We start from the raw sequence: 24,670 nt of genomic DNA on the forward strand, positions 1-24,670 counted from the left end.
CAAGTCTCCAATACTTTGGAAACTTGCTGTTTGTTTAGTTTCAGGAATGAGCTGAAAGATGAAGATTGGCTGTCTTATTCAGAGACAAAGGCTATTTATGCGCCGGCCCCTTTTAACTGAGCTGACTCTTAGTTATATATTAACTGTTACCACGATCAAGTCGTTACCCCGCAACTTCTTGAGCGCTTCTGTTGTTGAACTGGCTGTTATACAGATCAGCATAGAAGCCGCCCTTCTGCAGGAGGTCTTCATGTGTGCCCTTCTCGATGACTTTCCCATGATTCATCACCAGAATCAGACTCGCATCCCGGATGGTGGATAGACGGTGGGCGATAACAAAGCTGGTTCTGTTCTTCATCAGCTCGTTCATCGCTTTCTGGATCAGCACCTCGGTCCGGGTGTCCACGCTGCTCGTTGCTTCATCCAGAATCAGAATCGACGGATCGGCGAGGATGGCCCGGGCGATGGTCAGCAGCTGCTTCTGTCCCTGGGATATATTCGATGCTTCTTCATTAAGAATCGTATCGTATCCATCAGGCAGCGTGCGGATGAAATGATCCGCATGTGCCGTCTTGGCTGCCGCAACGACTTCCTCTTCCGTAGCTCCAATACGTCCGTATGCAATATTGTCCCGAATTGTGCCGTTAAAGAGCCAGGTATCTTGCAGAACCATTCCGAACAAGTTCCGTAGATCACCCCGCTTGAAGTCTGTAATATTCACGCCATCTACAGTAATTCGGCCTTCATTCACTTCGTAGAAACGCATAAGCAGGTTAATGAGGGTCGTCTTACCCGCCCCAGTCGGTCCGACAATCGCGATCGTCTGTCCTTGCTTAACATCTATGTTCATATCCTCAATCAACATTTGCTGATCATTGTATCCGAAGCTTACATGTTCGAAGGCTACGTCTCCCCGAACTTCAGCACGCTCCATAGGCAGTGCGGCCTCTGGTACTTCTTCTTCCTCGTCGAGCAGCTCAAATACCCGTTCTGCCGAAGCAACTGTAGATTGAATAATGTTGGCAATGTTAGCCGTCTGCGTTATTGGCATCGTGAACTGGCGTACGTACTGGATAAAGGCTTGAATATCCCCGATGTCCAGCGCTTTGCGAGTAACCATGATCCCGCCAATGACACTGATTAGGACATAGCCGATATTGCCGATGAAGCTCATGATCGGCATGATCAGACCTGAGATGAACTGCGCCTTCCAGCCGGATTCATACAACCGCTCATTGATCTGGTCGAACTTCTCGATTGATTTCTCCTCGCGTCCGAACGCCTTGATAATCCGGTGACCGGTATACATCTCCTCTACATGTCCGTTCAGTTCCCCTAAATTGTGCTGCTGGCCTATAAAGTGCTTCTGTGATTTCCCGCTAATCTTCTTGATTGCCAGAAAGCTGACAGGCAGCGTAATCAGAGCGATCAATGTCAGCAGAGGGCTGATCGTCAGCATCATCACAATTACACCAATGATCGTAAGCACCGAGGTAATCAGCTGCGTTAAGCTCTGCTGAAGCGTGGTGCTGATGTTATCCACATCATTCACGGCACGGCTGAGAATTTCACCGTTCGTACGGGAGTCGAAGTATTTCAGCGGCAGTCTGCCCAGCTTGTCATTCACATCCCGCCGAAGATCATAGACCGTCTTCTGGGATACTCCCGCCATTAATAACTGCATAATATAAGTGAATGTGGAGCTAATGATATAGAGAACTAGCAGCAGTAAAATGATATTCCAGATATACCCGAAGTCGATGTGCGCTCCGGCAACATGCATAAACCGGCCTTTAATTCCCTCAAACAGCTCGGTAGTGGCCTTCCCCATAATCTTCGGGCTTATAATGCTAAATATTGTACTCAGCACAGCCATGAATATCACAGCAATAATCTGAGCCTGGTGCGGCTTCAAGTATTTCAGTAATCTGCGCAGGGTTCCTTTGAAGTCCTTGGCCTTCTCCCCTGGCAGAACCATTCCCGGTCCCCCAGGTCCATGACCTCTGCCGAATCCCCCGCCTGGAGGCCCTTGTCTGCCCGGCGTACTCATGCGATCTCCTCCTCTGACAGCTGGGAATATACGATCTCACGATAAACTCCGCTGCTCTCAAGCAGTTCACGGTGAGTACCCATGCCTGCAATCCGGCTCTCATCCATCACAATAATCCGGTCGGCATCCTTAACCGTGCTTACCCGCTGAGCCACAATAATGACGGTGGATTCCCCCGTCTCCGCCTTCAAGGCCGCTCTCAGCTTCGCATCTGTCTTGAAGTCCAGAGCGGAGAAGCTGTCGTCAAAAATATAAATCTCCGGTCTTCTGACCAGCGCCCTTGCAATAGACAAACGCTGCTTCTGACCGCCGGATACATTGTTCCCGCCTTGGGAGATGGCAGCCTCATAGCCTTTCTCCATCTCTGAGATAAACTCCTCAGCTTGCGCAATACGCGCTGCCTGCTCCACCTCTTCGTCCGTGGCTGCTTCATTCCCATAGCGGATATTATCCGCAATGGAGCCGGTGAACAGCACGGCTTTCTGAGGCACGAAGCCGATCTTCGCCCGAAGCTCCTCTTGGGGAAGGTCACGAACATCCTGACCGTCAACCAGTACACGACCGTTGCCCACATCATAGAAGCGCGGGATTAGGCTGATCAGCGTGGTTTTCCCCGACCCGGTACCTCCAATAATAGCGGTAACTTCGCCCGGCATGGCCTTGAATGTGATACCCTCCACCGCAGGTTGCTCAGCACCGGGATAGCTGAAGCTGACATTATCGAACTCAACGTATCCTTTTAAGCTGGGTACAACATACTCTTCGGATTTCTCATATTGCTCATATTCATCTTGTTCATCAACTCTCTCAGATTCCCCATACTCCTTAGAGAGCGCATCCTCTGCGGAATCTAGCCCCGTGTTGCCGGCTGCCTGACCAGGTTCCAGATCCTTGATCTTAGGCAGCGTATCCAGGACCTCATTGATCCGGACAGCTGAGGCCGACGCTCTTGGGACCATGACGAACATGATGGACACCATGATGAAGGAGAACATAATCTGCATAGCATACTGCAGAAATGCGATCAGATCGCCCACAGCCATGCTGCCGTTATCAATACGAATGCCCCCGTACCATATAATCGCAATGGAAGAGACGTTCAGCACGAGCATCATCGTAGGCATCATCGCTGCCATAACCTTATTCACCTTGATCGAAGTTTCGGTAAGATCAAAATTGGCCTTCTCGAACCGCTTCGCTTCATGCTCGGTCCGGTTGAACGAGCGGATAACTCGAATCCCGGTCAGACCTTCACGAAGAACTAAGTTCAGGCGGTCAATCCTTTTCTGAATAATCTTGAATAACGGAATCCCTCTACCTGCAATCAGGAGTATCGCACCCACCAATACCGGAATAATCACCACAAATACGAGCGAAAGCGTCTTATCCTTCGACATCGCCATGATGATGCCCCCGATGGCAAGCAGCGGCGCACTCACCATCATGCGCATCATCATCAGGAGGACCTGCTGAATTTGTGTAATATCATTCGTCGTCCGTGTAATGAGTGAGGCGGTGCCGAGCTTGTCGAACTCCTCCAGCGAGAATCGCTCTACATGAGAGAACACTTTGCTCCGCAGGGTCTTGCCGAAGCCAGTAGCCACCCGTGAGGAGAAGTAGCTGGCTGCGATGGAAGTTATAATACCTCCGAAGGCGACAAGCAGCATGAATAACCCGATTCGCCAGATATACCTGATGTCTCCTTTGACAACGCCGTGATTCACAATATCCGCCATTAGTGTCGGCAAATACAGCTCAGACAAAGACTGAAGAAACACCAGTACAATTACAAATATCAGTGGAATACGGTATGGCTTCAAAAAACGAAAGATTTTGATCATATAGGCTCCCCTCCCACAGCTTAACCCTGTGTATCTTTATTGATCACGCTTCTTTTCTTCTTCCTGCCCCGAATGATCACTCAGGAACCGGGTAACCTTCTCCAGAAGCTCGGCCAACTGTTCGCTCTGTTCCTCACCCAAATGCTCATATAATTCATAGAATCTTCCAAAGAAAGACTCCATCGCTTTGTGTGTTAACTCGTCGCCCTTCGGGGTCAGTTTGACCCGGACAACTCTTCGATCATGGGGATCCATTCTGCGTTCTACAAGTCCGCCGGCCTCCACACTGTTGATCAGCTGGGTAACCGTTGGCGAAGTTACATCCAGAGCACTGCTGAGCTCCGATACCGTCAATCCCTCCTTATGGCTCTTCATACCTCTTTTGATATAAAAGAGCAGCTTCATCTCACTTGGCTTACACTGCCCTACTGAGGGTCTGCGCCAATCCGCCCTGCGGGCACGGTTAAAAGCCTCGAACAGCCTTTGTACCTTCGGATTCTCGTTGATGTCCACTTATTCACCCTCTTTGGATTTGTTTGCACTGTTTAATAATTAGGTAACCTATTATATTGCAAACCTAATTATATTCCTGTGTTTGAACCAAGTCAATTATGTTATTGCTGTCTATATAGATAACGAAAAGGCCCCCGAATCGGGAGCCTTGGTAAGTCTAATTAATTTCAAATTTCAGACTTTTGCCGGTTACACTGCCTGATCTGGCTCAAGATTTGCTGTAAATTAACCTCTCAGCAACTGCCCAGGTTACTCGATCTGTGTTTAAGTTCCTTGCTGCGCTAACGGATCAGGATTATCTGACGGCACAGTCCCATCTCTACGATCGATCCGCTTAGGTGCGATCTGTTTAAGTTCTTTGTTCTACAATCCTGCTTCAATTCCCTGCTGCGCCCACAGAGGCCCATCTGACGCTCACTCTCACGGCTTCGCCTTCTGATCAGGCTCCGCTGACGGCTTAGGTCCTTGCGGTGCCTTCTGCTGACCAGGCAGCTCTTTCAGGCTCTTGAACGTGTAGCCCTGTCTTCTGGCTTCATCAATAATTGCTCCAAGGCCATCCGTATTGTCCTTGGAGATCGCGTGAATCAGCAGCACCGCGCCCGGATGCAGCTGGCTGGTCACCTTCCGGAAGGCGTAGTCTGCGCCCTTCTGATCATTCACGTCCCAATCCTTGTAAGCCACAGACCAGAATACATTCGTGTATCCATACTGGCGCGTAACGCTCAGAGTTCGGTCATTAAATATCCCTCTCGGCGGACGCAGGAAGGTCATCTCCTTCACGCCGGTCACTTCCGTTACAGCCTGCTTTACCTTATCCAGTTCTTCCTTGATTCGCTCATTGGATACCGTTGTCATATCCGGATGGCTCCAGGAATGATTGCCGATAATATGTCCTTCCGCAGCCATCCGTTTGACCAGTTCAGGCTGATCCTTCACATAGTGGCCGGTAATGAAGAACGCCGCAGGCACCTTTTTGTCCTTCAAGGTATCCAGAATCTTGGAGGTGTAGCCTTTGTTCTCATAACCATTATCAAAGGTCAGATAAATGTCCCTCTTGGTGGTGTCTCCCGTAAAGATGGCCCCATTCTTATCGATGATGTCCTTGAATCCTTCCTCGTTGATGGAGGGAAGACTTCCATTTACGCTCTTCTTGAACCCGAAGTGAAACGCTCCATCGGCCCCGGCCGTATTACCTGATGTAACTATGCTTATTCCCAAGCACATGCATACGGCTGCCGCCATCCATACTCTATGTTTCATTGGTGTGCTCCCTTTGTGTATAGTCGTGAGTTGTCTGTTTGCATAGCAATATAATCTTAAGTTTTGTAAATTAAGCCGCTTCTATACCTGAATGACCGCAACTTGGTTCATAAATCCAACACAGAAAGGCATGAAGTCCATTGGAGGAACAACAAAATCCGAAATCCCAACAGCAGCAGAAGAACTCTCTCTGGCGGCTGGGCAGTCTGTTCGCCTTAATCCTTGCAAAAGGGAAAACTCTGCTCGCCGTCTTGAAATTCAGCAAACTGGGCGGAGCCCTGATCTCCATGGCGGTGTCCATAGGCGCGTACGCCATCCTTTATCCTTGGGGCTTTGCCGTAGGCCTTGTCCTGCTTCTGTTCATCCACGAGCTGGGTCATGTGCTTGCCGCCAAGCGGAAGGGACTGCCCGTGTCAGCACCGCTATTTATTCCTTTTATCGGAGCCTTAATCGCAGTGAAGCGGAATCCGCGGGATGCCCAGACCGAGGCCTATATCGCACTGGGCGGACCCATTCTCGGGAGTCTCGGCGCCTTAATCACATTCGGCGCTGCTTATTATCTGGACAGCCCTCTGCTGTATGCCCTGGCTAATGCAGGCTTCTTCCTCAACCTGCTTAACCTGCTGCCCATTCATCCGCTGGATGGGGGAAGAATCGCTACGGCCGTCACCCGCTGGTTGTGGCTGGTTGGACTGATCGGCGGACTGTACGTAATCATTGAATTGAAGTCGTTCTTGTTCTTCATTATTTGGGCTCTCTTCGCTTACGAGCTGTATGAGAAATACGGACGCAAGAAGAAGAAGGCGACCCGTTCACTAAGGGGTGCCTTCGAGGTACCGGCAGAACATCTGAGGGAACAGGGATATCTCATCCCTGGAACAGGACACCGGAGAGATCTGGCTTATACCACATACAGCGAGCTTGACGGTCAGCAATATGTTAAAGCGGTATGGGAAGGACTGAATTTCGAAGGATTAATCGCCCTGCCGCAGCAGGGTCTGATTCAGCGAGTACAGGTCGTTCATATTGACCACGTGAATAAGGAAGACGGCCTGCACCTGGCCATACAATGCCAGGTCGATTATGAGGTCTTCGAGAACAACCAATATTATGATGTTCCGATGTCTGCCCGTATAGGCTACGGAATTACCTATGCCCTGCTTGCAGGGGGACTGGCTGGAATGATGTATATGGTTCATCAGTTCAGCAATCTTACATGAGCTGCCCCAAACAAATAGAGGCTGGTCACCTGTCTTCACGACAGGTACCAGCCTCTGTGCTATGCTCTTATTCGTCTTGCTCCGGCTTCGCAAGCCGGCTGTTTCTGATTCCAAATGAAAAGTATACAACCAATCCGATGACCATCCAGATCAGGAAGGCTTCCCATGTTACCAGCGGCAGGCTGAACAGCAGATAGCCGCAGAAGATGATCGCAAGCAGCGGAATCACAGGTACCCAAGGTACCCGGAAGGAGCGCTGCAGATCAGGACGGGCCTTCCGCAGAATAATAATCCCGATGGCCACCGAGATGAACGCGAAGAGCGTTCCAATACTCACCAGGTCCGACAGCCGGTCCAGAGGAAGTACGCCTGCGAAGAACGCAACGAGAATTCCCGTTGCCCATGTGCTGACCGTCGGCGCCTTGGTCTTCGGATTCAGCTTGGACAACTTCTTCGGAAGCAGGCCGTCGCGTCCCATTGCGTAGAGCAGTCGAGTCTGACCGTATAGAAGCACGAACAATACGGTTGTGATACCGATAATGGCTCCGAGCGAGATAAATCCGGCAATCCAGTTCTGATGAATGAATTGAATGGCGAAAGCCACCGGGTTCTTCACGTCAAGTAGCTGGTAAGGCACAATGCCGGTTAGCACGGCGGTTACAAGCACGTACAGCAGAGCGCACACGATAAGGGAAGCTATGATCCCCCGCGGAAGATCCCTTTGCGGATTACGAACTTCCTCCGCTGCGGTAGCCACTACGTCAAAGCCGATATAAGCGATGAATGCGGTAGCTGCGCCTGTCATCACGCCTCCGAAGCCGAACGGCATGAATGGCGTCCAGTTGGACGGCTTCACATAGAAGACCCCAACGACGAGGAACAGCACGATGACTGCGATCTTAATGACTACCATGATCGTATTCAGCCGGGTTGATTCTTTGGCTCCCCGTGAGACCACAAAGGTCAGCAACAGGGCAATAATGATGGCCGGCAGATCGATATAGGTGCCTTTGCCCGTATCAAGAGCACTGCTCAGAGCATGCGGGATATGAATGCCAAAGCCGGACATCAGCCCCTGAAAGTATCCCGACCATCCACTGGCTACCATTGAAGCGGCGAAGCCATATTCCAGAATAAGATCCCAGCCTAATATCCAGGCAATGATCTCTCCGAAAGTCGCATAGCTGTAAGTATAGGCGCTGCCCGAGATAGGCACCATAGAAGCCAGCTCGGCATAACAGAGCGCACAGAAGGCACAGACCAGTCCTGCAATGATGAACGACAAGATCAGAGCGGGGCCTGCGTGCTGCGCAGCGGCCACCCCGGTCATGACAAAGATCCCGGTGCCTACCACGCAGCCTATGCCCAGCATCGTCAGATCGAATGCGCCCAGCTCTTTCTTTAGCGTATTGCCTTTCTCTTTTAGCTCCATCATCGATGAGATGGACTTTCTCCTCATTAGATTCATCCAGATTCCCCTACTCTATAATTAGTCATTGTGCTAAGGAAGAAATACGACATCTCGTATCATATTTCGCTATTATAAGGAATTTAACCAAACAAAAGAAGAATAAGCTGTGAGGTAATATATTACATTAAATTTTTATTTGTTTTTGGTTTGCAAAAAAAGCACCCCTAGCGGGTGCATTCGCGGATATTCCAAGGCTTTAGGGACTCAACTGGCCGGCTTGAGCTATACCCAATGCGTGCGTCATCCGCCTCATGGGTATGGATGAAAGTTCCTTTTTCTGTGGCATTCTGCCCTGGGTTAGGCAGACCTTCCGTACCTTATCCATCTCCACTTGATAATACCTCCTGGGCAAAACGGATCCATTCCCTTGCCGCGAACGACAAATAGCGGTCCTCCCGCCAAATGATACCCAGATTCCAAGGGATGACCGGGTCCACTAGAGGAAGAATCGTAACCCGGGATGGGTCCACCTCGCGGCATACCGTCTCCGGCAGGAGTGCAATGCCCAGATTAGCCGCGACCATCTCACTGATCAAGTCCCATTGGGAGCTCTCATAGATGACCCGGGGCTGAAATCCAACGCGCACACATTCTGTGATAATCCGGTCATGCAGGACAAAGTCCTCCCGGAACAACACAAAAGACTCCTCTACGAGCTCGGTTAGCGGCGCGGCCTCCCGGCCTGCAAGCCGGTGGGATGGATGCACGAGCAGATTCAGCTTCTCCTCCACGAAGGAGAAGCATTCTAGCCCTTCCACGGTTACAGGCAGCACAGTGATGCCCACATCCAGCGCTCCGCTGTCCGTGTCCGCCTCGACCTTCTTGGCCCCATCCTCAAACAGCTGAATTGTAATGTCAGGATACCGCTTATGGAACTGTCCGATTATCTTCGGGAAGAAGCTGGCCCCCACCATCGGCGGAAGACCGATTCGGATATGCCCCTTCTTCAAATTCCGCAGATCATCCAGTTCCGCTGACATATTATTGAAGGATTTGACGATATTCTGAGCCTGATTAACCATAATCTGCCCCGCATCCGTCAGACTGATTCTTTTGCCAACTCTGTCAAATAACACGATCCCGAGCTCTTCCTCCATCTGCCTGATCGTCTTGCTGATGGTCGGCTGCGTAATATACAGCGATTCAGCCGCTTTCGTAAAGCTCTTCAAACGGGCTACCTCGATAAGATACTGCAATTGACGGATATCCACGGAAAGCACCTCTTTATCTATCATAACCATTTGGAATGTGAAACATTCAATATATGCATTATACCTATGAAAGAAATTGATGTAAAATTTCAGTATACACAGAAAATGAAAAGAGGCTTTCACAAATGGGAAAACTAAAGTCCTTGTTGATGGGTGTTCTGCAAATTGCCATCCTGTTCTTTATTTCCATGGCTATGAATAAAATTGTGGACCTGCTCCACTTGAATATACCTGGAAGCATCCTCGGAATTGTCGTTATCTTTACGCTGCTGAAGACCGGTGTTGTGAAGCTGGAGTGGATCGAGAAAGGCGCCAATTGGCTGCTGGCTGAGCTGCTTCTGTTCTTCATCCCTTCCGCGGTAGGCGTAATGAAGTACATTCCCATGCTAGAGAGTGATGGAGTTCGCATCCTGATTGTCGTTATTTTTAGTACATTTATTGTCATGGCCAGCTCCGGACTTACCGCGTCCCGGATCGCCAAGCGAAAGGAGAAGCAAGTATGATTACCGGTCTAATCTGTCTGTTCATCACGGTAAGCCTATATTTTGTATGCAAAAAATTGTACGGATTCAAGCCGCGTGTGTACTTATCCCCATTGCTGGTCACGCCGCTGATTCTGGTTATCGGGCTTCTGCTCGTACATATTCCATATGAAGCCTATAACAGCGGAGGGAAATGGCTCAGCAGCATGCTGCAGCCGGCCACGATTGCTTTTGCCGTGCCTCTGTTCAAGTATTATAAAGTCCTTAAGAAACATGCGGCCCTGATTCTGATCAGCGTCCTGTCCGGTTCCATTGTCGCCATGGTATCATCCATGCTGCTCGCACAGAGCATGCATCTGGATAACGCGCTGGTGAGCAGCCTTGTACCCCGCTCTGTCACTACCCCAATCGCCATGAGTGTCTCCGAGGTGATTGGCGGCGTGCCGAACATTACGGCTGTCTTCGTTATTATCACCGGACTGCTCGGTTCCATTATTGGTCCGATGATCGTAAAGATGTTCCGGATCGACAACGAAGTTGCACGCGGTGTACTGCTTGGCACAGGTGCTCACGGAACAGGTACCTCGAAAGCCTTCGAGCTGAGCTCACTCACAGGCACGATCTCCAGCATTTCAATGATCGTCGCCGCTTTGTTCACCCTTGGAGCAGCACCACTTATCATCTCCATGTTAGCCCGTCTATAACTGGTTGATGCAGCCAAAGATATCACGGGGAAGATCAGCAACTACAACAAAACCGTTCAGAAGTAAGTGTATATAAATTAAGAAGAACCGCATGGCCCTTACGGGGCTCTGCGGTTCTTCTTCGACTTTGCTCTGATGTAGAACTAGGCTTACTTCAGCTTAGCTTGTCTTCCCAAGTTTTTGTTGACCCACTGGGCTACTTCGGATTCGCTGCTGCCAGCGCCCAGCTCCTCGGAGAATTCAGCATTCATGCTGGCAGTCCCCTGTCCCGCAAAACTCCGAAGAGCCAAACGATATGCCTTATCTGGCATTTGAAGGTCACTCTTCATGTCTTGCTCGTTATTCATTCCTGTTACCCCTTTCGTTATGATCTGCAGACTTCTTCTCCAGAATGCTCCGAAGAGCTTCGCGGTATGCTTTATCTCCAGCATTATCTTCGCCTATATCTTCACCTCTGTGATCCGGTTCCGGCTTCACTGCCCGCTCGGGCTCGGCAAGCTGTCTTAGGGCCTGGCGGTAATGTTCATCACGGGTAGTCGTGCTGCTAGTCGTACCGCTGCTAGCCAGAAGCCGATCTACGGCCGCTCCGGGATCTTCCTTATGAGCGGCTGTGCTCGGGTCAACGGTGTACGGACTATGGCTCCCCGCCCGCGTCGTCTCTGGCTGCACATACAACACCGGGTCGTGCTGCTGATCTGGTTCGTACGTCGGCCTAGCAGCATGCTCGGTTGCTTCTCCGCGACCAGGCGCCGCAATTGGTTCTGCGGTCGCTTCATGATTAGGCTCCAGAATCTGTCCTGTCATCTCTCTGCGGTCTTGCTCCAATATTTGTTCTGTTCCCACTTCCCGGTTCGGCTCCATAACGTGTTCATTTGAAGCTCCGCGAACAAGCTCTGCAACCTGATCTGTCCCCGCTCTAGGATCAGACTCGGCGATTCGATCTGTTGCGGCTCTGCGGTGCGCCTCCGCAGCGTGTTCTGCTGCCGGTCCACGCACAGGCTCCACACGCGTTCTCACTGCACGGAGTTCAGGCCCTTCTTCAAGCCCGGTCTCAGCTACAGGCTCCAGGATCTCGTTGATCTGCATCACGGTCGGATCGAGCCGGGCAGGGTCTCCATCGGCCGGACGGCCTGCGCTATCGGAGAAGGCTGATGCGTCCATTGGGTCTTGTCCTGCTGAATTTCTTCCCTGCTGCTCTCTGACCCTTCTGCTGGTACGGATATTGAATATAACGAGGAATATTACCCCTATGACCACCAAAGCTGCAAATGCGTACTCCATAGAGCGCCCCCTACCTGATCTGTGCATCCGATAATTTTGCCGCAACGTTCGCGGCCCTCTGGCCCAAAGCTCTACCAAGCGCTAAGTCTTTCTCGGACGGCAGATTGGGCGGGTCATAAGGGGACAGCTCTACAGGGCAGGTAACCCCAACCCCGTAATAAGAACCATAGAGTGCATTCTCACGGATATTCCCCGGCAGCCCGACGATGATCATGCCTTGATGCAGCATGGGAACAATCAAATTCAGCAGAGTAGCCTCAACTCCCCCGTGTACAGTAGCGGTTGTACAGAACACGGCACCTACTTTGCCGACAAGCTTGCCCTGCGCCCATAAATAACCCAGCTTATCAATCCAATTCTTCAGTCCGCCGCTGATCGACCCGAAATGTCCCGGGCAGCCCCAGAGAATCGCATCCATCCCGGTCAAATCCTCCACTCTTGCGTCCTTAACATGATGCAAATGCACCTTGGCACCGGGAATTTCAGCCCCCTGTGCTACGGCACGAGCCAAGGCCTCGGTATGGCCATTATCACTGTCATATACGACATAAATATTCATATCCAATCCCCTTTACCTTCTATCCTTCGTGTATAGGTATGCCCGAAACAGCAGAGAATCATTAGCTTCCATTACTGAATAAGGGAAGAACTTTCAGGAAATCCTCTTTCACAGGAATGAGAGCATGAGCTTCGAAAAATAAGGAGGGGCAATTTCTATGAGTTCACGTGCGATTCTGGTCAATATTCTGGTTATTGTAGTCATTCTGGCCGGAGCGGGGGCTGGAATCTACTATTACAACCAGAACGCTAACTATGTCAAAACAGATAACGCTCAGGTGGCCGGCCAGCCTATTACGATCAGTTCGCCGGCAGCCGGCAAGCTGATCCGGTGGAATGCCAAGGTCGGTCAGGCCTACAACGCGGGTGAACGCCTTGGTTCTGTTCAGTCCACCGCCGGAGCAGCCGATATCACTCTTCCCGTCAGCGGTACGGTCGTACAGCAGTCGGGAGTACAGAATGCTCTGGTAGCGGCAGGCACGCCGCTCGGGCGAGCTTATGATTTCGATAACCTCTGGATCACCGCCAATATTGATGAGACCCGGATTAACGACATTAAAGCCGGGCAGAGCGTGGATGTGTATATTGATGCTTTTCCAGGCACCGTCATATCGGGCAAGGTAGACAGTATCGGACTGGCTACGGCTGGTACCTTCTCTCTGCTTCCCACCTCGAATTCCAATGCCAACTATACCAAGGTGGCTCAGGTCATTCCGATTGTGATTACCGTAGAGGGCTATAAAGGGCTTGGCATTGTTCCGGGCATGAATGCATCGGTAAGAATTCATATTTAGGGGGCACCTATGGAAAATATATCGCTCGGCCGCACCCTGACCGTTCTGATGCTGGGCGCGTTCATCTCCATCCTGAACCAGACGCTTCTGAATGTGGCGATCCCGCATCTCATGAACGATTTTAACGTGTCAGCCACAACGGTCCAGTGGCTTTCGACCGCCTATATGCTGGTCAACGGCGTCCTGATTCCGATTACCGCCTTCCTGATTGAGTCATTTGGTACACGGTCCTTGTTCATCTGGGCTATGGCCATATTTGGAGCAGGCTCTGTCATATGCGCGGTGGCCCCGACCTTCTCCATCATGCTGGTCGGCCGAATCATTCAGGCTGGCGGCGCAGGCATCATTATGCCTCTTGTGATGAATGTATTTCTGACGGTCTTTCCTCCCGAAAGGCGCGGTGCTGCCATGGGAACAATGGGCATTGCCATGATGTTCGCCCCTGCGATTGGTCCAACCCTGTCCGGCTGGATCGTGGAGCACTACACCTGGCGCATTCTGTTCATCATGGTCATTCCGCTGACTTTGGTCGATATCATCTTATCCTGGCTCTGGCTGCGCAATGTGTCCAAGCTGTCTTCACCCAAGTTCGATGTACTTGGCACGATCTTCTCCACCATTGGATTCGGCTCCCTGCTGTATGGCTTCAGCTCCGCGGGCAGTAAAGGGTGGGACAGCGCCACGGTTGTCATTTCACTTGTGCTGGGCGTCCTGTTCATCCTGCTCTTCATCTTCCGGGAGCTCGGAATGGACAGTCCGATGCTGGAGTTCCGTGTGTTCAAGTATGATATCTTCACCATCTCTACCTTTATTGGCTCTGCCGTAAATATGACCATGTTCGGAGCCATGCTGCTTCTGCCGATCTATCTGCAGAATATTCGAGGCTTCACACCGCTGGACTCCGGCCTGCTCCTTCTCCCGGGCGCGCTGCTAATGGGGGTAATGTCGCCGATCTCGGGAAGCATCTTCGACAAGATTGGCGCACGTCCGCTGGCGATTATCGGTCTTGCGATCACCGCCCTCACGACCTGGGAGTTCAGCAGGCTGACCTCAGATACTACTTACGGTCACATTATGATGGTCTATACCGTGCGCAGCTTTGGCATGTCCCTCCTGATAATGTCTGTGCAGACCGAAGGGCTTAATCAGCTTCCGCGGCATCTCGGGAGCCATGGAACCGCTATGTCCAACACCGTCAGGCAGATTGCCGGCTCCATCGGGACTGCCCTGCTCGTCACGGTCATGACCACGAAGTCCACCGTGCATCTGGCCGATTACGGAAATGCGGTCACGACGAGCAACCCTTCCGTAACCGAGCAGATCGGGAACCTCGGCCAGACTCTGGCTGCCGCGGGTGGACTTCCGCCTGAAACTGCTCAAGGTGCAGCACTTCAGGTTGTATACGGCCTTGCGTCCAGGGAATCCGCCATTCACGGGATTAACGACGCCTTCATTATTGCAACCTGGATTGCCGTTATCGGCCTGGTCCTGTCCCTCTTCCTGCGCAGATCGGTCAAGCCTTCCGCTCTGAAGCCGATCGATATGCGGAAGCCTTGACCTTGACACTCTCGCTGCACATAGCAAAGGACCCCAATGCGTAATCAACGCGGGGTCCTTCTTTGTATGAATTCAGTTTATTTTATCTAAGTATAGGAATAAGGATGTTAAATTCAGGGTCCCCCGTATACGGGTCTTGGCCTACCGGGTACTCTTCACAGTGGGTCAGGTCTCCCGGAGCCTTCTTGTATCCCTGCTCTTCAATCCAGGCAAAAATATGCTCATAGGATTTGTCGATATCCTGTCTTTTGCGATGCTCTAATCGGGCATAGGACAGAGCAGGCACCGATACGCTGACCATCCCTTCTGGAATCTCATGAACAGCCGACACCTGCAGGACAGAGTAATGGGTGAAGCCACCCTCGGTTACATGGTAGGAGAGGCCCAGCAGAGTCTCCGGATCGGATACATGCTGAATGTCTTGCTTGCGCTCATGCATCTGCTGGATAACCTGACGAATGCCGCCTGCTCCGGCCTCGGCAAAGGTTCCCTTCCACTCCATTCCTACTGCCTGAAAAGCCGGCTTCTCCACAATCGTAATATCATGGCTCTGAAACATATTCAGCTTCGCTCCTCTAATCCACAATATATTCACTCAAAATACGCTCCACACTTCCAGCGAAATCGTCTGAGGCTCCCCAGTCAAACTTAAAAATCATCCCTTCCGACGAACCCGTCGAAATGGCCCTGACTTCTGTCGTGCCATAAATGTTGTCGGCTATGACCACAAGCGCAACCCGGTTCTTCACGCGCAAAAAATACTTCTCGAAGATCAGCGTTCCAATCTCCTTGCCATCGCCTAGATCATGAGACTCCTCGTGGATCAGATCGGCGTCCAGGCCCTCTTTTACCAGTTCCCGTACGTCTCTTGGCTTCAAACTCACTTTGAACCTGCTTTCGCTCACCTTCTTTGCATCCTCCCTGTATAAGAGTTGTTGGCGCATCGACTAAGCGGTAGTATCTCTACTTCCCAGCCTAACACTTCCCGGGGGTGCGTTTCAAATATCGGGTATGGTAGTATAAGGATGATGTTACATATCCAATATGGGAAGGGCGTGGCGACTTGGTAAAAGAATCATTATACGAAGCTCTGAACGAACAATTTAATTTTGAACTCCATTCTGCACATGTCTACCTGGCCATCGCCGGCTACTGCTCGGCCGTGAATTGGGATGGCTTCGCCAACTTTTTCCTGGTCCAGGCTGAAGAAGAACGGTTCCATGCATCCAAGATCTACAAATTCCTGAATGACCGCGGAAGACGTGTGGTTCTCTCAGCACTTGAGGAGCCCAAGAACGATTATGACTCGATTCTGGATGCCTTTGAGCATGCATACAAGCATGAGCAAGTGAACACCCAGCGGATCTACCGTCTATCGGATCTAGCTTTGGATGACCGGGAGCATGCTACGCTCCAGTTCCTGTCCTGGTTCATTGAGGAGCAGGTGGAAGAGGAAGCTCTGTTCGATGGCATTATTCAGAAGCTGAAGCGGATTGATGTGAACAGCACTGCATTCTTCGAGCTGGATAAGGAATTTGGTGGGCGCACGTTCTCTCCAGAGGCCTAAGATTTGGGCAGAAATAAACCTGGAACACAAAGAAAGAGGGCGCATCGCCCTCTTTCTTTGTGTCTCATAGAATGCTTGCTATTCATATATCGTATAGTTGTTGCTGCCCTTCTTTTTGGAGCGGTACATCGCTATATCGGATAACTTCATGAGATCTACGCGCGTCAGAGCGTGATCCGGATACAGGGCGATTCCAATGCTTGTTCTGGGCTGCAGCCGGACCTCCTTAATAATAAGCGGCTCCGTAACAGCGGTTAGCAGACGCTTTGCACACTCATGTATCTCTTGTTCCGACTCCCAATGTGGCATCAGAGCAATGAATTCATCCCCGCCCAGTCGAGCCAGGATCATATCTTCACGCTTTAAGCGCTCCATCCGCTCCGCTACGATTCTAAGAAGCTCATCCCCCACATCATGACCGTACGTATCATTAATCTGCTTGAACCCGTCCAGGTCAAAGAACATAAGAGCCATACGCCGTTCAGGGCGGCGGATCCCCTGCATATAGGCTTCAAGTTTCTCTTCAAATGTTCTTCGATTAAGTAAGGAGGTCAGCCCATCATGACTGGCCAGATACACGGACTTCTCCAAGGAGCGCTTCAGTTCGGCCAGCAGTCTGCGATTCTCGACCATAACCGTAACCTGCCTGAGCGAAATGAGAAGAACGCAGGCCACGATTCCACTCACGATACTATTATTCAGCCCCACTTCGATCAGCATAAGAACCACCAGACTGCCCAGTACAACATAGGGGAGCAGGATGGTCCTCGTTAAACGTTGGTCCGCCTCTCTTTCCGCCAGAACAGGATCAGAAGACGGCTGGGCTGAATAGATACAGGCCAAGGTCAACAGGAAAGTCGCGGCCAGCCAGAGCGGATTGAGCAAATTGTCTACTTCATATCCTGCCAGATCACCAAAAATAAGATAAAGGGTATCCCCTGCAATATACACCAGAAATCCGGCAGTCAGAAATCTATTCACCGCTGACACGAACTTAGTTCTCCTGTTGTATATCAAAAGGATGTTCAGGAGCAGGATAACCAAATCGCTGATCGGGTAGATCAGATCTACGATAAGTGTAGTGAATTCGCCAGTCGAGGAAACAATGGGCAGAATGACATATTTCCAGCTTATCGAGAAGGTGCCAACCAGAATGATCGCCATATCCAGGGAATACCTGAGCCCGTATATCGTCATTTTACTTCGGATAATTAGAGCAGCGATAAACGCTATGGACTGAAGTATCCAAAAGATATCCGCCTCACTCAAATCAGGACTGGGAGTATGAAGCACCCAGTCGTAATAGGCCCATGTGGATTGGGCCAGAAATTCACCAAACAATCCTAGCGAAATTAAGAACCAGAACAGCTTCTGTTCTCCAGGAAGCTTACGGATCATAGGCACAAATACCATCATTGCCAAGCATGGAGCTATAATCATTAACCAATCGGAGATCACCGTAGCCCCTGGACACACGAGTACGAGAACGGCCTCCACAAGAGTATATACAATAAACAGGATTGCAATTTTGTGTCTGTAACCATATAAACTATTCATCTGATTCCAACCCCCAACACTTCATGCACTTTCTAGCTGCAGTCCTATCTTATACAGTAGCGTAATGCAAGTAAAGAAGCCTGCAAAAAATTCATCACTGGGCATCTCAGATTATTTATATATACTGTGCTTGAAATCGTAACAGTTAAATTATATACTGTTGGTGTGAATTACCAAGAGAGGGGATCTGACCACACCATGTCCAGCGATAAAATGATAGGCTCCCCCAATTTCAAATGGTTTGGTCTTGCTGTTCAGGCCTTGGTTGTCCTCTCGGAACAGCCATCCTGCTGTCCGAGCGGTAAGATTGCCTGTCAGCTGCAATCCGAGGCTACTCTGCTCCGCCGGATTCTCTCCAAGCTGGCTTGTGAGGGCATTCTTGAAACAAGAGAAGGCCGCGACGGCGGTTACCGGCTGAAGCGGACACCTGAGGAGATCTCTTTGAAAGACGTTTACCTTGCCTTGGAAGAGAAAGGTCCTTGCTGCAGTGAAATGCTTGAGACAACGGGCGATCATGACTTCGGCAGAGACATGCACGAATCGTTCTCGGCCATCGTTCAGGAAGTCAACGTGCAGGTGCTTCAGGTGTTGGAGAAATACACCGTGGCTGACTTGCTGTAGATTTTTTTGGGTTTAACTGTGTATTTATGTGCACAGTATAATATATATTAGGAGTGATTGAGATGAGTAACCAAGTTCAAACCGTGCAAGATCTTTATACCGTATTGAAGGAAAGACATTCCGTTCGTTCCTACGATCCGTCCGTACGAATTTCCCGGGAAGAATTAACCGAAATTCTGGAGCTTGCCTCTACGGCTCCATCTTCCTCCAATATCCAGCCTTGGCGCTTCCTTGTCATTGATGACGAGAAGCTGAAGGAAGAGCTCGTCACGATCGCGAATGGCCAGAAGCATGTTGCCGAAGCCGCAGCAGTGATTGCCGTTCTTGGAGACCTGGAATCGTATAATAAAGCAGACCAAATCTACAGCAAGACCGTAGAAGCTGGCCAGATGACCGAAGAGAACAAGAACGCTATGGTTCAGCGTATTGTCCAAATGTACGGCAGACTGCCTAAAGATAAACTTCACAACATCAACCTTCTTGATGCGGGTCTTGTCTCCATGCAGCTTATGCTGATCGCCAGAGCCAAAGGCTATGATACCGTTCCAATGGGCGGCTTTAATGCAGAGAAATTCAAGGAAGCCTACAGCCTTCCAGACACTTTGGTACCCGCGGTACTTATCGCCATTGGTAAAGCTGCGGCACCAGGCCGGTTCACCGGAAGACTGAGCGTGGATGAGACTACGTTCTGGAACTCTGTGAACTAATACCAATTAGCCATCAGATGATGGAAGTCTGTTCATAAAGGCGAACGCTACGCTTCATCAGAATCTTTTCATACCCTTGTCTAAAGTTAATTCTTAAGTTCAACTTATATAGTACATTCTATAGAGCGGAATTCGGAACTTCAGAGCACCATATTCTAAGCCCCTCCAAGCCGGGTAAACAGCGGCCGGAGGGGCTTATTTGTTAGCTGCTTCGTTGGCGCCTATCAAGGTCTGCGAGGACCCAAGGCGTTGTACTATGTTCACGAGTTCGTATTAGGAATGATGCCCACTATTATTCTCTACTCCCTATGCTTCGTCGCCGTCCCCGCCTCTCTTCTTCCGGGTCAGCATCCCCTTCGGCAGGCACACGCCGATCACACCCACAAGAATCATCACCGTTCCAATGAAATGATAATACAGCAGCGTCTCATGCAGTATTATCGCCCCTGCCCCAATGGTCACGATGGTCGATAATTGGTTAAAAACACTCATCTTGGAGGCTTCGATCCGGGAGATCGCATAGTTCGAGAGCAATGAGGTACAGAGTGAAGACAGCACGGCCAGATAGAGAATGGCGATGATGAAGCCTGCATCCGTGAATGGTCTGAAGTAGGTGCTTATAGTCCCTTCTGCTGCATGCCCGGTGAGCGATATGGCGTTAAATACGATAAATCCGATACTAATCATTACGAAGGATACGTCCGAAAGCTTCAGGCTCTTCATCCATTTTCTCGCAAGGACCGTGTAAATGGCTGAGGACAACGCCGATAACAGGATCAAGATCAGACCTGCGGCGTTAACTGAATGGGCCTGAGACCCTTTCATCACGAAGATGAACACCACCCCTGCGACGGACAGGAGCATACACAGCTTTTGCAGGAGACTCGCGCGTTCACCCAGCAGCAGCGAAGCCAGAACCATCGTAAGAATGGGAATCGTCGCCGTAATAATCCCTGCTTCGGATGAGGACGCATAGACCAGACCAAAGGTCTGGAACGCGAAGAAAAGCGCCGGGTAGAAGATGGCCAGTGGCAGAATCCGCAGGATGCTGCTCCACTGGATACTGAGCCGCTTTCGGCCCAGGAGCAGCATGAGGACGGCAGCAATCAGGGACACCGTGAACCGGTGTGCGAGAATATCTGCCGGAGCAGCGTCCTGAAGCGCGATTTTCACAAAAATGAAAGAGAAACCAATAATCAAAGCATTGGCAATTGCGGCCGCGTAGGCCTTCACGATTGAATTATTGACCATTTCCAAGTTCCTTACCGTCTGCCATGCAGACTGAGGTTTCGTATTCACTATTTATTCTATATGGGTTAACTGCGAGCAACAATACAGTCTCTGGAAAAAATATACGTATCTCCTATCTACCAGGCTGCTTATGAAGGACTAAAGTAATGTTTTTACCAAATATACCCTCAGGTTGTCATTGTCCATGTTAGAATTTATCGGATAAAGCCAGAAATTGACGAAGTCGTATACTGAAGATAGGAGGCCTACTCAATGAGCCATGAAGATCACGAACTGAAAGATGACCAAGCGCCTGGCTGGGATGCCATCGATGCGCAGATGCAGAGAATTTATGGAGATCAGGAGCCGAAACACTACGGGACCCTGATTCCTTATATGCTGGGAGGCCAGGATCCGCTTGATGGGATTAGCGCCTATGTACAGGTTGAGCCCGTGCCGCATTGGCACTTCGTAACTTACGGATTCTCGGAGTTATATGAGAAGGAATCGGAGGATACCGCGTACAGCGGATACGGGTTTGAGCTTACGTTCCGTCTGCTGAAGGGACCGGAGGAGAGCGAGCCTCCGGCGTGGGCGCTGAACCTGCTGCAAAATATGGGCAGATATGTATTCGGCAGCGGCAATGTTTTTAGATCGGGGGATTATATGGACGCGAACAGTCCGATCGCGCTTGAGCATGACACACAGCTGACGGCTCTTGCCTTCATCGATGACCCTGATCTTCCCGAGATCACCACACCGAATGGGAAAGTGAGCTTCCTGCAGATGGTCGGAATTACACATGACGAGCTGGAGTCGATGCAGGCCTGGAACACTACCGGAGTGCTTCGGGAGGCTGCGGAATCAGGGAAGCTCCCTCTCTATGTTACGGACTTGTCCAGACCTTCACTACTAAGCGATCCACAGCTAAGCGAGAACATTCAGCTGGGCGCGGCCAGGGACGGCTCAAGCACCGGATTCCTGTTCGTAGATCAGCTGGATTGGCAGGAGCAGAAGGCACTGTTCCGCGGAACTATGTATACGCTGGTCATCGGGGCGAAGCAGGCTTCCGTGATCAGCAAAGTTCTGCCTGGCCGACTGCTGAAAGGGAGTCCACTTACCCTGTCCTCCTCCGAGTGCAGGGTCACCTTCCGCCCGGGTGAAGACTTTGGCGTAGATGTGCAGGAAGACGGCATGGACCTGATCCTGAACGAGGAAGCGGTGCGCGAGTTGAGCGCGAGGCTTGAGCCGGTGGCACAGGAATTCAAGCTGAGCGCCTGCAAGGGACTCACCGTCAAGATCGTGCGTACCCTGATCCGGGACCAGGATGGCCAGATCGTGGAGACGATTGGCTGATTGGCCTAAATCGGCCGATGAGTCACAGTCTTTTTTTCCTCATATTAGGGGTCTGCTGTTATATAATAGATTCTATGAAAATATTACCTGGTATCAGGTTTAGGAGTGTTCAAGTGTTGAAGAAAAGCTATATTTCTCTACTGGCCATACTGGCCTTGATGGCTGCCCTAGTCTCCTCTGCCAGTGCTGCAGGTTCCTCTGTAGCGGTAGCTCCGGCGGGATCAGGACAAGGATCAGGCTCCAGCTCAGCAGGAAGTACTCAAGCCAAGAAGACCTATGTCATTTGTATTGATCCGGGGCATCAGCTCAAGGGTAACAATCAGAAGGAACCGATTGGACCTGGTGCTTCCGAGAAGAAACCGAAGGTCAGCTCGGGAACGCTAGGCGTTGCTACCAAGAAGCCAGAATATGTACTGAACTTGGAGATTTCCCTGAAGCTGAAGAAGGAGCTGGAAAAGCGCGGATACAAAGTCGTCATGACCCGCGAGAAGCACAATGTGAACCTGAGTAACAAGGATCGTTCCGATATCGCCAACAAGGCGAAGGCCGATCTGTTCATTCGCATTCACGCCGATGGGGATACCTCGCCGAAGACGGAAGGCTTCAGTGTGCTGTATCCGGCTCAGGGCAACAAGTATACCAAAGCTATCTATGCGAAAAGCAAGCTTGCGTCCGAGGATATCCAGCAGGAAATGAAGAGCGCGACCAAGGCCAAGTCCAAAGGTGTGGTTCCCCGCAGCGACCTGACCGGCTTCAACTGGTCGAAGGTTCCGGTTACCCTGGTCGAGGTTGGATTCATGACCAGTCCGTCTGAGGACAAACGGCTGTCGACCTCCGCTTACCAGGATAAGCTGACCGCCGGGATTGCAGGTGGCGTGGACAAGTATTTCCACAAGTAAGTGAATAAGTGAGTGAGAGAGTGAGTGTCCTGTGCTAAGTGGGTGGGTGAGCGGCCTGTGGTAACTGGTCTATGGTGCCTGCTAAATGGGTCATAGCGTCGCAACGAATGAATCCCTCTCTACGTATCTACTTTCTATGCATCATTCGGCCCGCGCAGTGCGCGGGCTCTTTGTATGCCCGGAAAGTCTCGGGTTCTAACCGTATTCCTTAGTGATCGTAGAGTCCGGAAAGTAAATTTTCGGGAGAATTGTATACTTTTCACGATCTACCATCGTTATAGTGCCGGAAGGAGGGAAGAGATGACCCCTGCGCAGAGGGAATGGACCCAGAATCAAATGAACAAGATGCACAGCTATCTGGTAAAATTGGGCGCTGTAAGCGAAGATGCCAAGGACATTGTGCAGGACACGTTCTACAAGGCGTTCCTCTACGAGGACTCCATCCAGCCGGACAAGATGTCCGCCTGGCTGTTCAAAGTAGCCATTCACGCCTACTATGATTTGTGCAGGCGCTCCAAAAGACAGGCCGCTCTTCCCTCCTTGGAAGAGCTGGCCTCCACGGAGCTTTTGCCAGAGGAATGGCTCACAAGCCAGGAGGATCGCCAGGAGGTACAGGAAGTGCTGGAGAAATTATCTCCGGTACATAAGCAGGTGCTGGAACTCCGATACAAGCATGAAATGAGTTATAAAGAAATCGGCGAATCTCTGGATCTCAAGCCAAATAACGTGAAGACCTATCTATCGCGGGCCAAGAAGCAGTTCGCCAAAATATACGGGAGGTTGGGTAAGCATGAGTGAACATGAAGATGAGCATGACAAGCTATCGCCGGAGAAGGCTTTTGACGGAGATTCCGTGGACCGGATGTTTCGTAAGGCCAGATGGAAGAGTATATTACGAAATACCTGTATTTCGGCTGTTGTCTGTATTGTGCTGTTCCTGGGAGGGTTTGTTCTGAACCAGCAAATAGCAAATAAGGCGGGCTGGAATGCATATACTCCCATTGAGTTAAATAAAAGGATTACCGGACCGAATTTGTATATAGACGGCCCTCAATTCCGGTATGGTCTTCTTGGAGGAACGATCGAGTTTCAGAAATTTAAAATGATCGAGAACAGGGTTATCCCCTGGAACGATTATTTCCTGAAATACAATGGTTTTCAAGGCGAGGCAACCGTTCTGCCTGGTAGAACTACGGGAATTGTTCAGGTCAAGGAGAATGGAAAGGATCGCTACTACAATGATCGCAGCGGAGAGCGTGAGATGCTTTTTTACCATCCAGCAATGAAATATGATCATTACTTTAATGACTTGCCTCTACTGAATAAGATGAGCGATGACCAATATATCGAGATGGGGTTGTCCTTCAATAAGGGCTATACACTGAGCCAAGTGGAGCAGATGCTGCCTCAGGGTGTGCATGCCACTTGGTATTGGGCAGACAGCTATAATGAGGAGGATCTTAAGCATTTGAAGTTCAAGGCCGAACCGGAACGAGCTGAAGAGCTTCACGGTTTCCAATCATACCTGGAACGCCTAGAAGATACAAGGAGAACTACCGAGGCACAGTTCATGAAGATGGTCCAGGACGTTGCCGAGTGTACGAACTCTTACTATGCAGAGCAAGCCGCCCACGTCCTCGCCGCCGTGAAGTCACACCAGCAATCGGGCATGATTATCGGCGTGGTTGTTACAGGAACCAGGGATCAGCTGAAATCCCTTCAGAAGCTCCCTTTTATTAAGGCAGCGACCCTTGGAGCGACGGTAGATATGTATTAGTCCACTCTACAACT

General features: G+C 50.6%; 25 protein-coding genes. 12 read left to right on the plus strand and 13 right to left on the minus strand.

Annotated elements, in window-relative coordinates; genetic code table 11:
- Positions 1-163: 163 nt before the first annotated feature.
- From EJP77_RS06965 to pdaA, 4 genes are all read right to left on the minus strand, one after another.
- Positions 164-2,050 (minus strand): ABC transporter ATP-binding protein, encoded by a 1,887-nt coding sequence (locus tag EJP77_RS06965; RefSeq protein ID WP_127198497.1) that lies wholly within the window; start codon positions 2,048-2,050, stop codon positions 164-166.
- Positions 2,047-3,891 (minus strand): ABC transporter ATP-binding protein, encoded by a 1,845-nt coding sequence (locus EJP77_RS06970; RefSeq protein ID WP_127198498.1) that lies wholly within the window; start codon positions 3,889-3,891, stop codon positions 2,047-2,049. The genes EJP77_RS06965 and EJP77_RS06970 overlap by 4 nt, the downstream gene beginning before the upstream one ends.
- 36 nt (positions 3,892-3,927) lie before the next feature.
- On the minus strand, positions 3,928-4,404 hold the full coding sequence (locus EJP77_RS06975; RefSeq protein WP_127198499.1) for a MarR family winged helix-turn-helix transcriptional regulator: 477 nt from the start codon (positions 4,402-4,404) through the stop codon (positions 3,928-3,930).
- A gap of 420 nt (positions 4,405-4,824) precedes the next feature.
- Positions 4,825-5,628 (minus strand): delta-lactam-biosynthetic de-N-acetylase, encoded by an 804-nt coding sequence (gene pdaA, locus EJP77_RS06980; RefSeq protein WP_246021818.1) that lies wholly within the window; start codon positions 5,626-5,628, stop codon positions 4,825-4,827.
- A gap of 176 nt (positions 5,629-5,804) precedes the next feature.
- Here pdaA and EJP77_RS06985 point away from each other — a divergent pair, with 176 nt between their 5' ends.
- Positions 5,805-6,884: a site-2 protease family protein gene (locus EJP77_RS06985; RefSeq protein WP_127198501.1), complete on the plus strand. Its 1,080-nt coding sequence runs from the start codon at positions 5,805-5,807 to the stop codon at positions 6,882-6,884.
- Positions 6,885-6,951: 67 nt separating this feature from the next.
- Here the strand turns inward: EJP77_RS06985 and bcaP are convergent, their stop codons facing one another.
- Both bcaP and cidR read right to left on the minus strand, forming a co-directional pair.
- Positions 6,952-8,352, minus strand: a complete 1,401-nt coding sequence (gene bcaP / locus EJP77_RS06990; RefSeq protein ID WP_127198502.1) for a branched-chain amino acid transporter BcaP — start codon at positions 8,350-8,352, stop codon at positions 6,952-6,954.
- Between the two features lie 320 nt (positions 8,353-8,672).
- Positions 8,673-9,566 carry a cidABC operon transcriptional activator CidR gene (gene cidR, locus EJP77_RS06995; RefSeq protein WP_246021773.1) on the minus strand — a complete coding sequence of 298 codons (894 nt, stop codon included), beginning with the start codon at positions 9,564-9,566 and terminating at the stop codon, positions 8,673-8,675.
- A gap of 125 nt (positions 9,567-9,691) precedes the next feature.
- On the opposite strand from cidR, the gene EJP77_RS07000 reads away from it, so the two are divergent.
- Positions 9,692-10,069 carry a CidA/LrgA family protein gene (locus tag EJP77_RS07000; protein ID WP_127198504.1) on the plus strand — a complete coding sequence of 126 codons (378 nt, stop codon included), beginning with the start codon at positions 9,692-9,694 and terminating at the stop codon, positions 10,067-10,069.
- Positions 10,066-10,752: a CidB/LrgB family autolysis modulator gene (locus EJP77_RS07005; RefSeq protein ID WP_127198505.1), complete on the plus strand. Its 687-nt coding sequence runs from the start codon at positions 10,066-10,068 to the stop codon at positions 10,750-10,752. The genes EJP77_RS07000 and EJP77_RS07005 overlap by 4 nt, the downstream gene beginning before the upstream one ends.
- Before the next feature lie 149 nt (positions 10,753-10,901).
- Here the strand turns inward: EJP77_RS07005 and EJP77_RS07010 are convergent, their stop codons facing one another.
- The 3 genes from EJP77_RS07010 to EJP77_RS07020 are packed head-to-tail and all read right to left on the minus strand — an operon-like array spanning position 10,902 to position 12,592.
- The gene (locus tag EJP77_RS07010) at positions 10,902-11,099 is read right to left on the minus strand and encodes a hypothetical protein (protein ID WP_127198506.1); all 198 of its coding nucleotides are present in this window, start codon (positions 11,097-11,099) and stop codon (positions 10,902-10,904) included.
- On the minus strand, positions 11,092-12,033 hold the full coding sequence (locus tag EJP77_RS07015; RefSeq protein ID WP_127198507.1) for a hypothetical protein: 942 nt from the start codon (positions 12,031-12,033) through the stop codon (positions 11,092-11,094). The genes EJP77_RS07010 and EJP77_RS07015 overlap by 8 nt, the downstream gene beginning before the upstream one ends.
- A 10-nt stretch (positions 12,034-12,043) precedes the next feature.
- Positions 12,044-12,592: an NAD(P)H-dependent oxidoreductase gene (locus EJP77_RS07020; RefSeq protein WP_127198508.1), complete on the minus strand. Its 549-nt coding sequence runs from the start codon at positions 12,590-12,592 to the stop codon at positions 12,044-12,046.
- Between the two features lie 151 nt (positions 12,593-12,743).
- Between EJP77_RS07020 and EJP77_RS07025 the strand changes: the two genes are divergently transcribed.
- Positions 12,744-13,385: an HlyD family secretion protein gene (locus EJP77_RS07025; protein WP_185897274.1), complete on the plus strand. Its 642-nt coding sequence runs from the start codon at positions 12,744-12,746 to the stop codon at positions 13,383-13,385.
- A gap of 9 nt (positions 13,386-13,394) precedes the next feature.
- A complete protein-coding gene (locus tag EJP77_RS07030) occupies positions 13,395-14,942 on the plus strand; it encodes a DHA2 family efflux MFS transporter permease subunit (RefSeq protein ID WP_127198510.1) in 1,548 nt (515 codons plus the stop codon).
- 82 nt (positions 14,943-15,024) lie between these two features.
- Here the strand turns inward: EJP77_RS07030 and EJP77_RS07035 are convergent, their stop codons facing one another.
- A complete protein-coding gene (locus EJP77_RS07035) occupies positions 15,025-15,537 on the minus strand; it encodes a GyrI-like domain-containing protein (RefSeq protein WP_342772992.1) in 513 nt (170 codons plus the stop codon).
- Positions 15,518-15,847, minus strand: a complete 330-nt coding sequence (locus tag EJP77_RS07040; RefSeq protein WP_127198512.1) for a DUF6054 family protein — start codon at positions 15,845-15,847, stop codon at positions 15,518-15,520. The genes EJP77_RS07035 and EJP77_RS07040 overlap by 20 nt, the downstream gene beginning before the upstream one ends.
- 158 nt (positions 15,848-16,005) lie before the next feature.
- On the opposite strand from EJP77_RS07040, the gene EJP77_RS07045 reads away from it, so the two are divergent.
- A complete protein-coding gene (locus EJP77_RS07045; RefSeq protein ID WP_127198513.1) occupies positions 16,006-16,509 on the plus strand; it encodes a ferritin in 504 nt (167 codons plus the stop codon).
- Positions 16,510-16,587: 78 nt separating this feature from the next.
- Here EJP77_RS07045 and EJP77_RS07050 read toward each other — a convergent pair whose 3' ends face one another.
- On the minus strand, positions 16,588-18,066 hold the full coding sequence (locus EJP77_RS07050; RefSeq protein WP_127198514.1) for a GGDEF domain-containing protein: 1,479 nt from the start codon (positions 18,064-18,066) through the stop codon (positions 16,588-16,590).
- A gap of 198 nt (positions 18,067-18,264) precedes the next feature.
- Here EJP77_RS07050 and EJP77_RS07055 point away from each other — a divergent pair, with 198 nt between their 5' ends.
- A complete protein-coding gene (locus EJP77_RS07055) occupies positions 18,265-18,687 on the plus strand; it encodes an RrF2 family transcriptional regulator (protein ID WP_127198515.1) in 423 nt (140 codons plus the stop codon).
- Positions 18,688-18,749: 62 nt separating this feature from the next.
- Positions 18,750-19,394: a nitroreductase family protein gene (locus EJP77_RS07060; protein ID WP_127198516.1), complete on the plus strand. Its 645-nt coding sequence runs from the start codon at positions 18,750-18,752 to the stop codon at positions 19,392-19,394.
- A 306-nt stretch (positions 19,395-19,700) separates the two neighbouring features.
- Here EJP77_RS07060 and EJP77_RS07065 read toward each other — a convergent pair whose 3' ends face one another.
- A complete protein-coding gene (locus EJP77_RS07065) occupies positions 19,701-20,645 on the minus strand; it encodes a DMT family transporter (RefSeq protein WP_127198517.1) in 945 nt (314 codons plus the stop codon).
- Between the two features lie 252 nt (positions 20,646-20,897).
- Between EJP77_RS07065 and EJP77_RS07070 the strand changes: the two genes are divergently transcribed.
- The 4 genes from EJP77_RS07070 (at position 20,898) to EJP77_RS07085 (ending at position 24,656) form a co-directional block, all read left to right on the plus strand.
- On the plus strand, positions 20,898-21,980 hold the full coding sequence (locus EJP77_RS07070; protein WP_127198518.1) for a suppressor of fused domain protein: 1,083 nt from the start codon (positions 20,898-20,900) through the stop codon (positions 21,978-21,980).
- A gap of 113 nt (positions 21,981-22,093) precedes the next feature.
- Positions 22,094-22,879, plus strand: coding sequence for an N-acetylmuramoyl-L-alanine amidase family protein (locus EJP77_RS07075; protein ID WP_185897217.1), 786 nt, complete (start codon positions 22,094-22,096; stop codon positions 22,877-22,879).
- Between the two features lie 300 nt (positions 22,880-23,179).
- The gene (locus tag EJP77_RS07080; RefSeq protein WP_185897219.1) at positions 23,180-23,677 is read left to right on the plus strand and encodes an RNA polymerase sigma factor; all 498 of its coding nucleotides are present in this window, start codon (positions 23,180-23,182) and stop codon (positions 23,675-23,677) included.
- Positions 23,670-24,656, plus strand: coding sequence for an anti sigma factor C-terminal domain-containing protein (locus tag EJP77_RS07085; protein WP_127198521.1), 987 nt, complete (start codon positions 23,670-23,672; stop codon positions 24,654-24,656). The genes EJP77_RS07080 and EJP77_RS07085 overlap by 8 nt, the downstream gene beginning before the upstream one ends.
- Positions 24,657-24,670 lie beyond the last annotated feature (14 nt).

Source organism: Paenibacillus zeisoli (assembly GCF_003994465.1).
Taxonomy (GTDB): Bacteria; Bacillota; Bacilli; order Paenibacillales; family Paenibacillaceae; genus Fontibacillus; species Fontibacillus zeisoli.

Bases quoted from the DNA above. Each gene is read 5' to 3' on its own strand.
- EJP77_RS07020 (WP_127198508.1), bottom strand. From the start codon at position 12,592: ATGAATATTTATGTCGTATATGACAGTGATAATGGCCATACCGAGGCC.
- EJP77_RS07010 (WP_127198506.1), bottom strand. From the start codon at position 11,099: ATGAATAACGAGCAAGACATGAAGAGTGACCTTCAAATGCCAGATAAG.
- EJP77_RS07005 (WP_127198505.1), top strand. From the start codon at position 10,066: ATGATTACCGGTCTAATCTGTCTGTTCATCACGGTAAGCCTATATTTT.
- EJP77_RS06970 (WP_127198498.1), bottom strand. From the start codon at position 3,891: ATGATCAAAATCTTTCGTTTTTTGAAGCCATACCGTATTCCACTGATA.
- EJP77_RS07085 (WP_127198521.1), top strand. From the start codon at position 23,670: ATGAGTGAACATGAAGATGAGCATGACAAGCTATCGCCGGAGAAGGCT.
- EJP77_RS07070 (WP_127198518.1), top strand. From the start codon at position 20,898: ATGAGCCATGAAGATCACGAACTGAAAGATGACCAAGCGCCTGGCTGG.
- EJP77_RS07015 (WP_127198507.1), bottom strand. From the start codon at position 12,033: ATGGAGTACGCATTTGCAGCTTTGGTGGTCATAGGGGTAATATTCCTC.
- pdaA (WP_246021818.1), bottom strand. From the start codon at position 5,628: ATGTGCTTGGGAATAAGCATAGTTACATCAGGTAATACGGCCGGGGCC.
- EJP77_RS07050 (WP_127198514.1), bottom strand. From the start codon at position 18,066: ATGAATAGTTTATATGGTTACAGACACAAAATTGCAATCCTGTTTATT.
- EJP77_RS07030 (WP_127198510.1), top strand. From the start codon at position 13,395: ATGGAAAATATATCGCTCGGCCGCACCCTGACCGTTCTGATGCTGGGC.
- EJP77_RS07000 (WP_127198504.1), top strand. From the start codon at position 9,692: ATGGGAAAACTAAAGTCCTTGTTGATGGGTGTTCTGCAAATTGCCATC.
- EJP77_RS07080 (WP_185897219.1), top strand. From the start codon at position 23,180: ATGACCCCTGCGCAGAGGGAATGGACCCAGAATCAAATGAACAAGATG.
- EJP77_RS06965 (WP_127198497.1), bottom strand. From the start codon at position 2,050: ATGAGTACGCCGGGCAGACAAGGGCCTCCAGGCGGGGGATTCGGCAGA.
- EJP77_RS07055 (WP_127198515.1), top strand. From the start codon at position 18,265: ATGTCCAGCGATAAAATGATAGGCTCCCCCAATTTCAAATGGTTTGGT.
- EJP77_RS07060 (WP_127198516.1), top strand. From the start codon at position 18,750: ATGAGTAACCAAGTTCAAACCGTGCAAGATCTTTATACCGTATTGAAG.
- bcaP (WP_127198502.1), bottom strand. From the start codon at position 8,352: ATGAATCTAATGAGGAGAAAGTCCATCTCATCGATGATGGAGCTAAAA.
- EJP77_RS07065 (WP_127198517.1), bottom strand. From the start codon at position 20,645: ATGGTCAATAATTCAATCGTGAAGGCCTACGCGGCCGCAATTGCCAAT.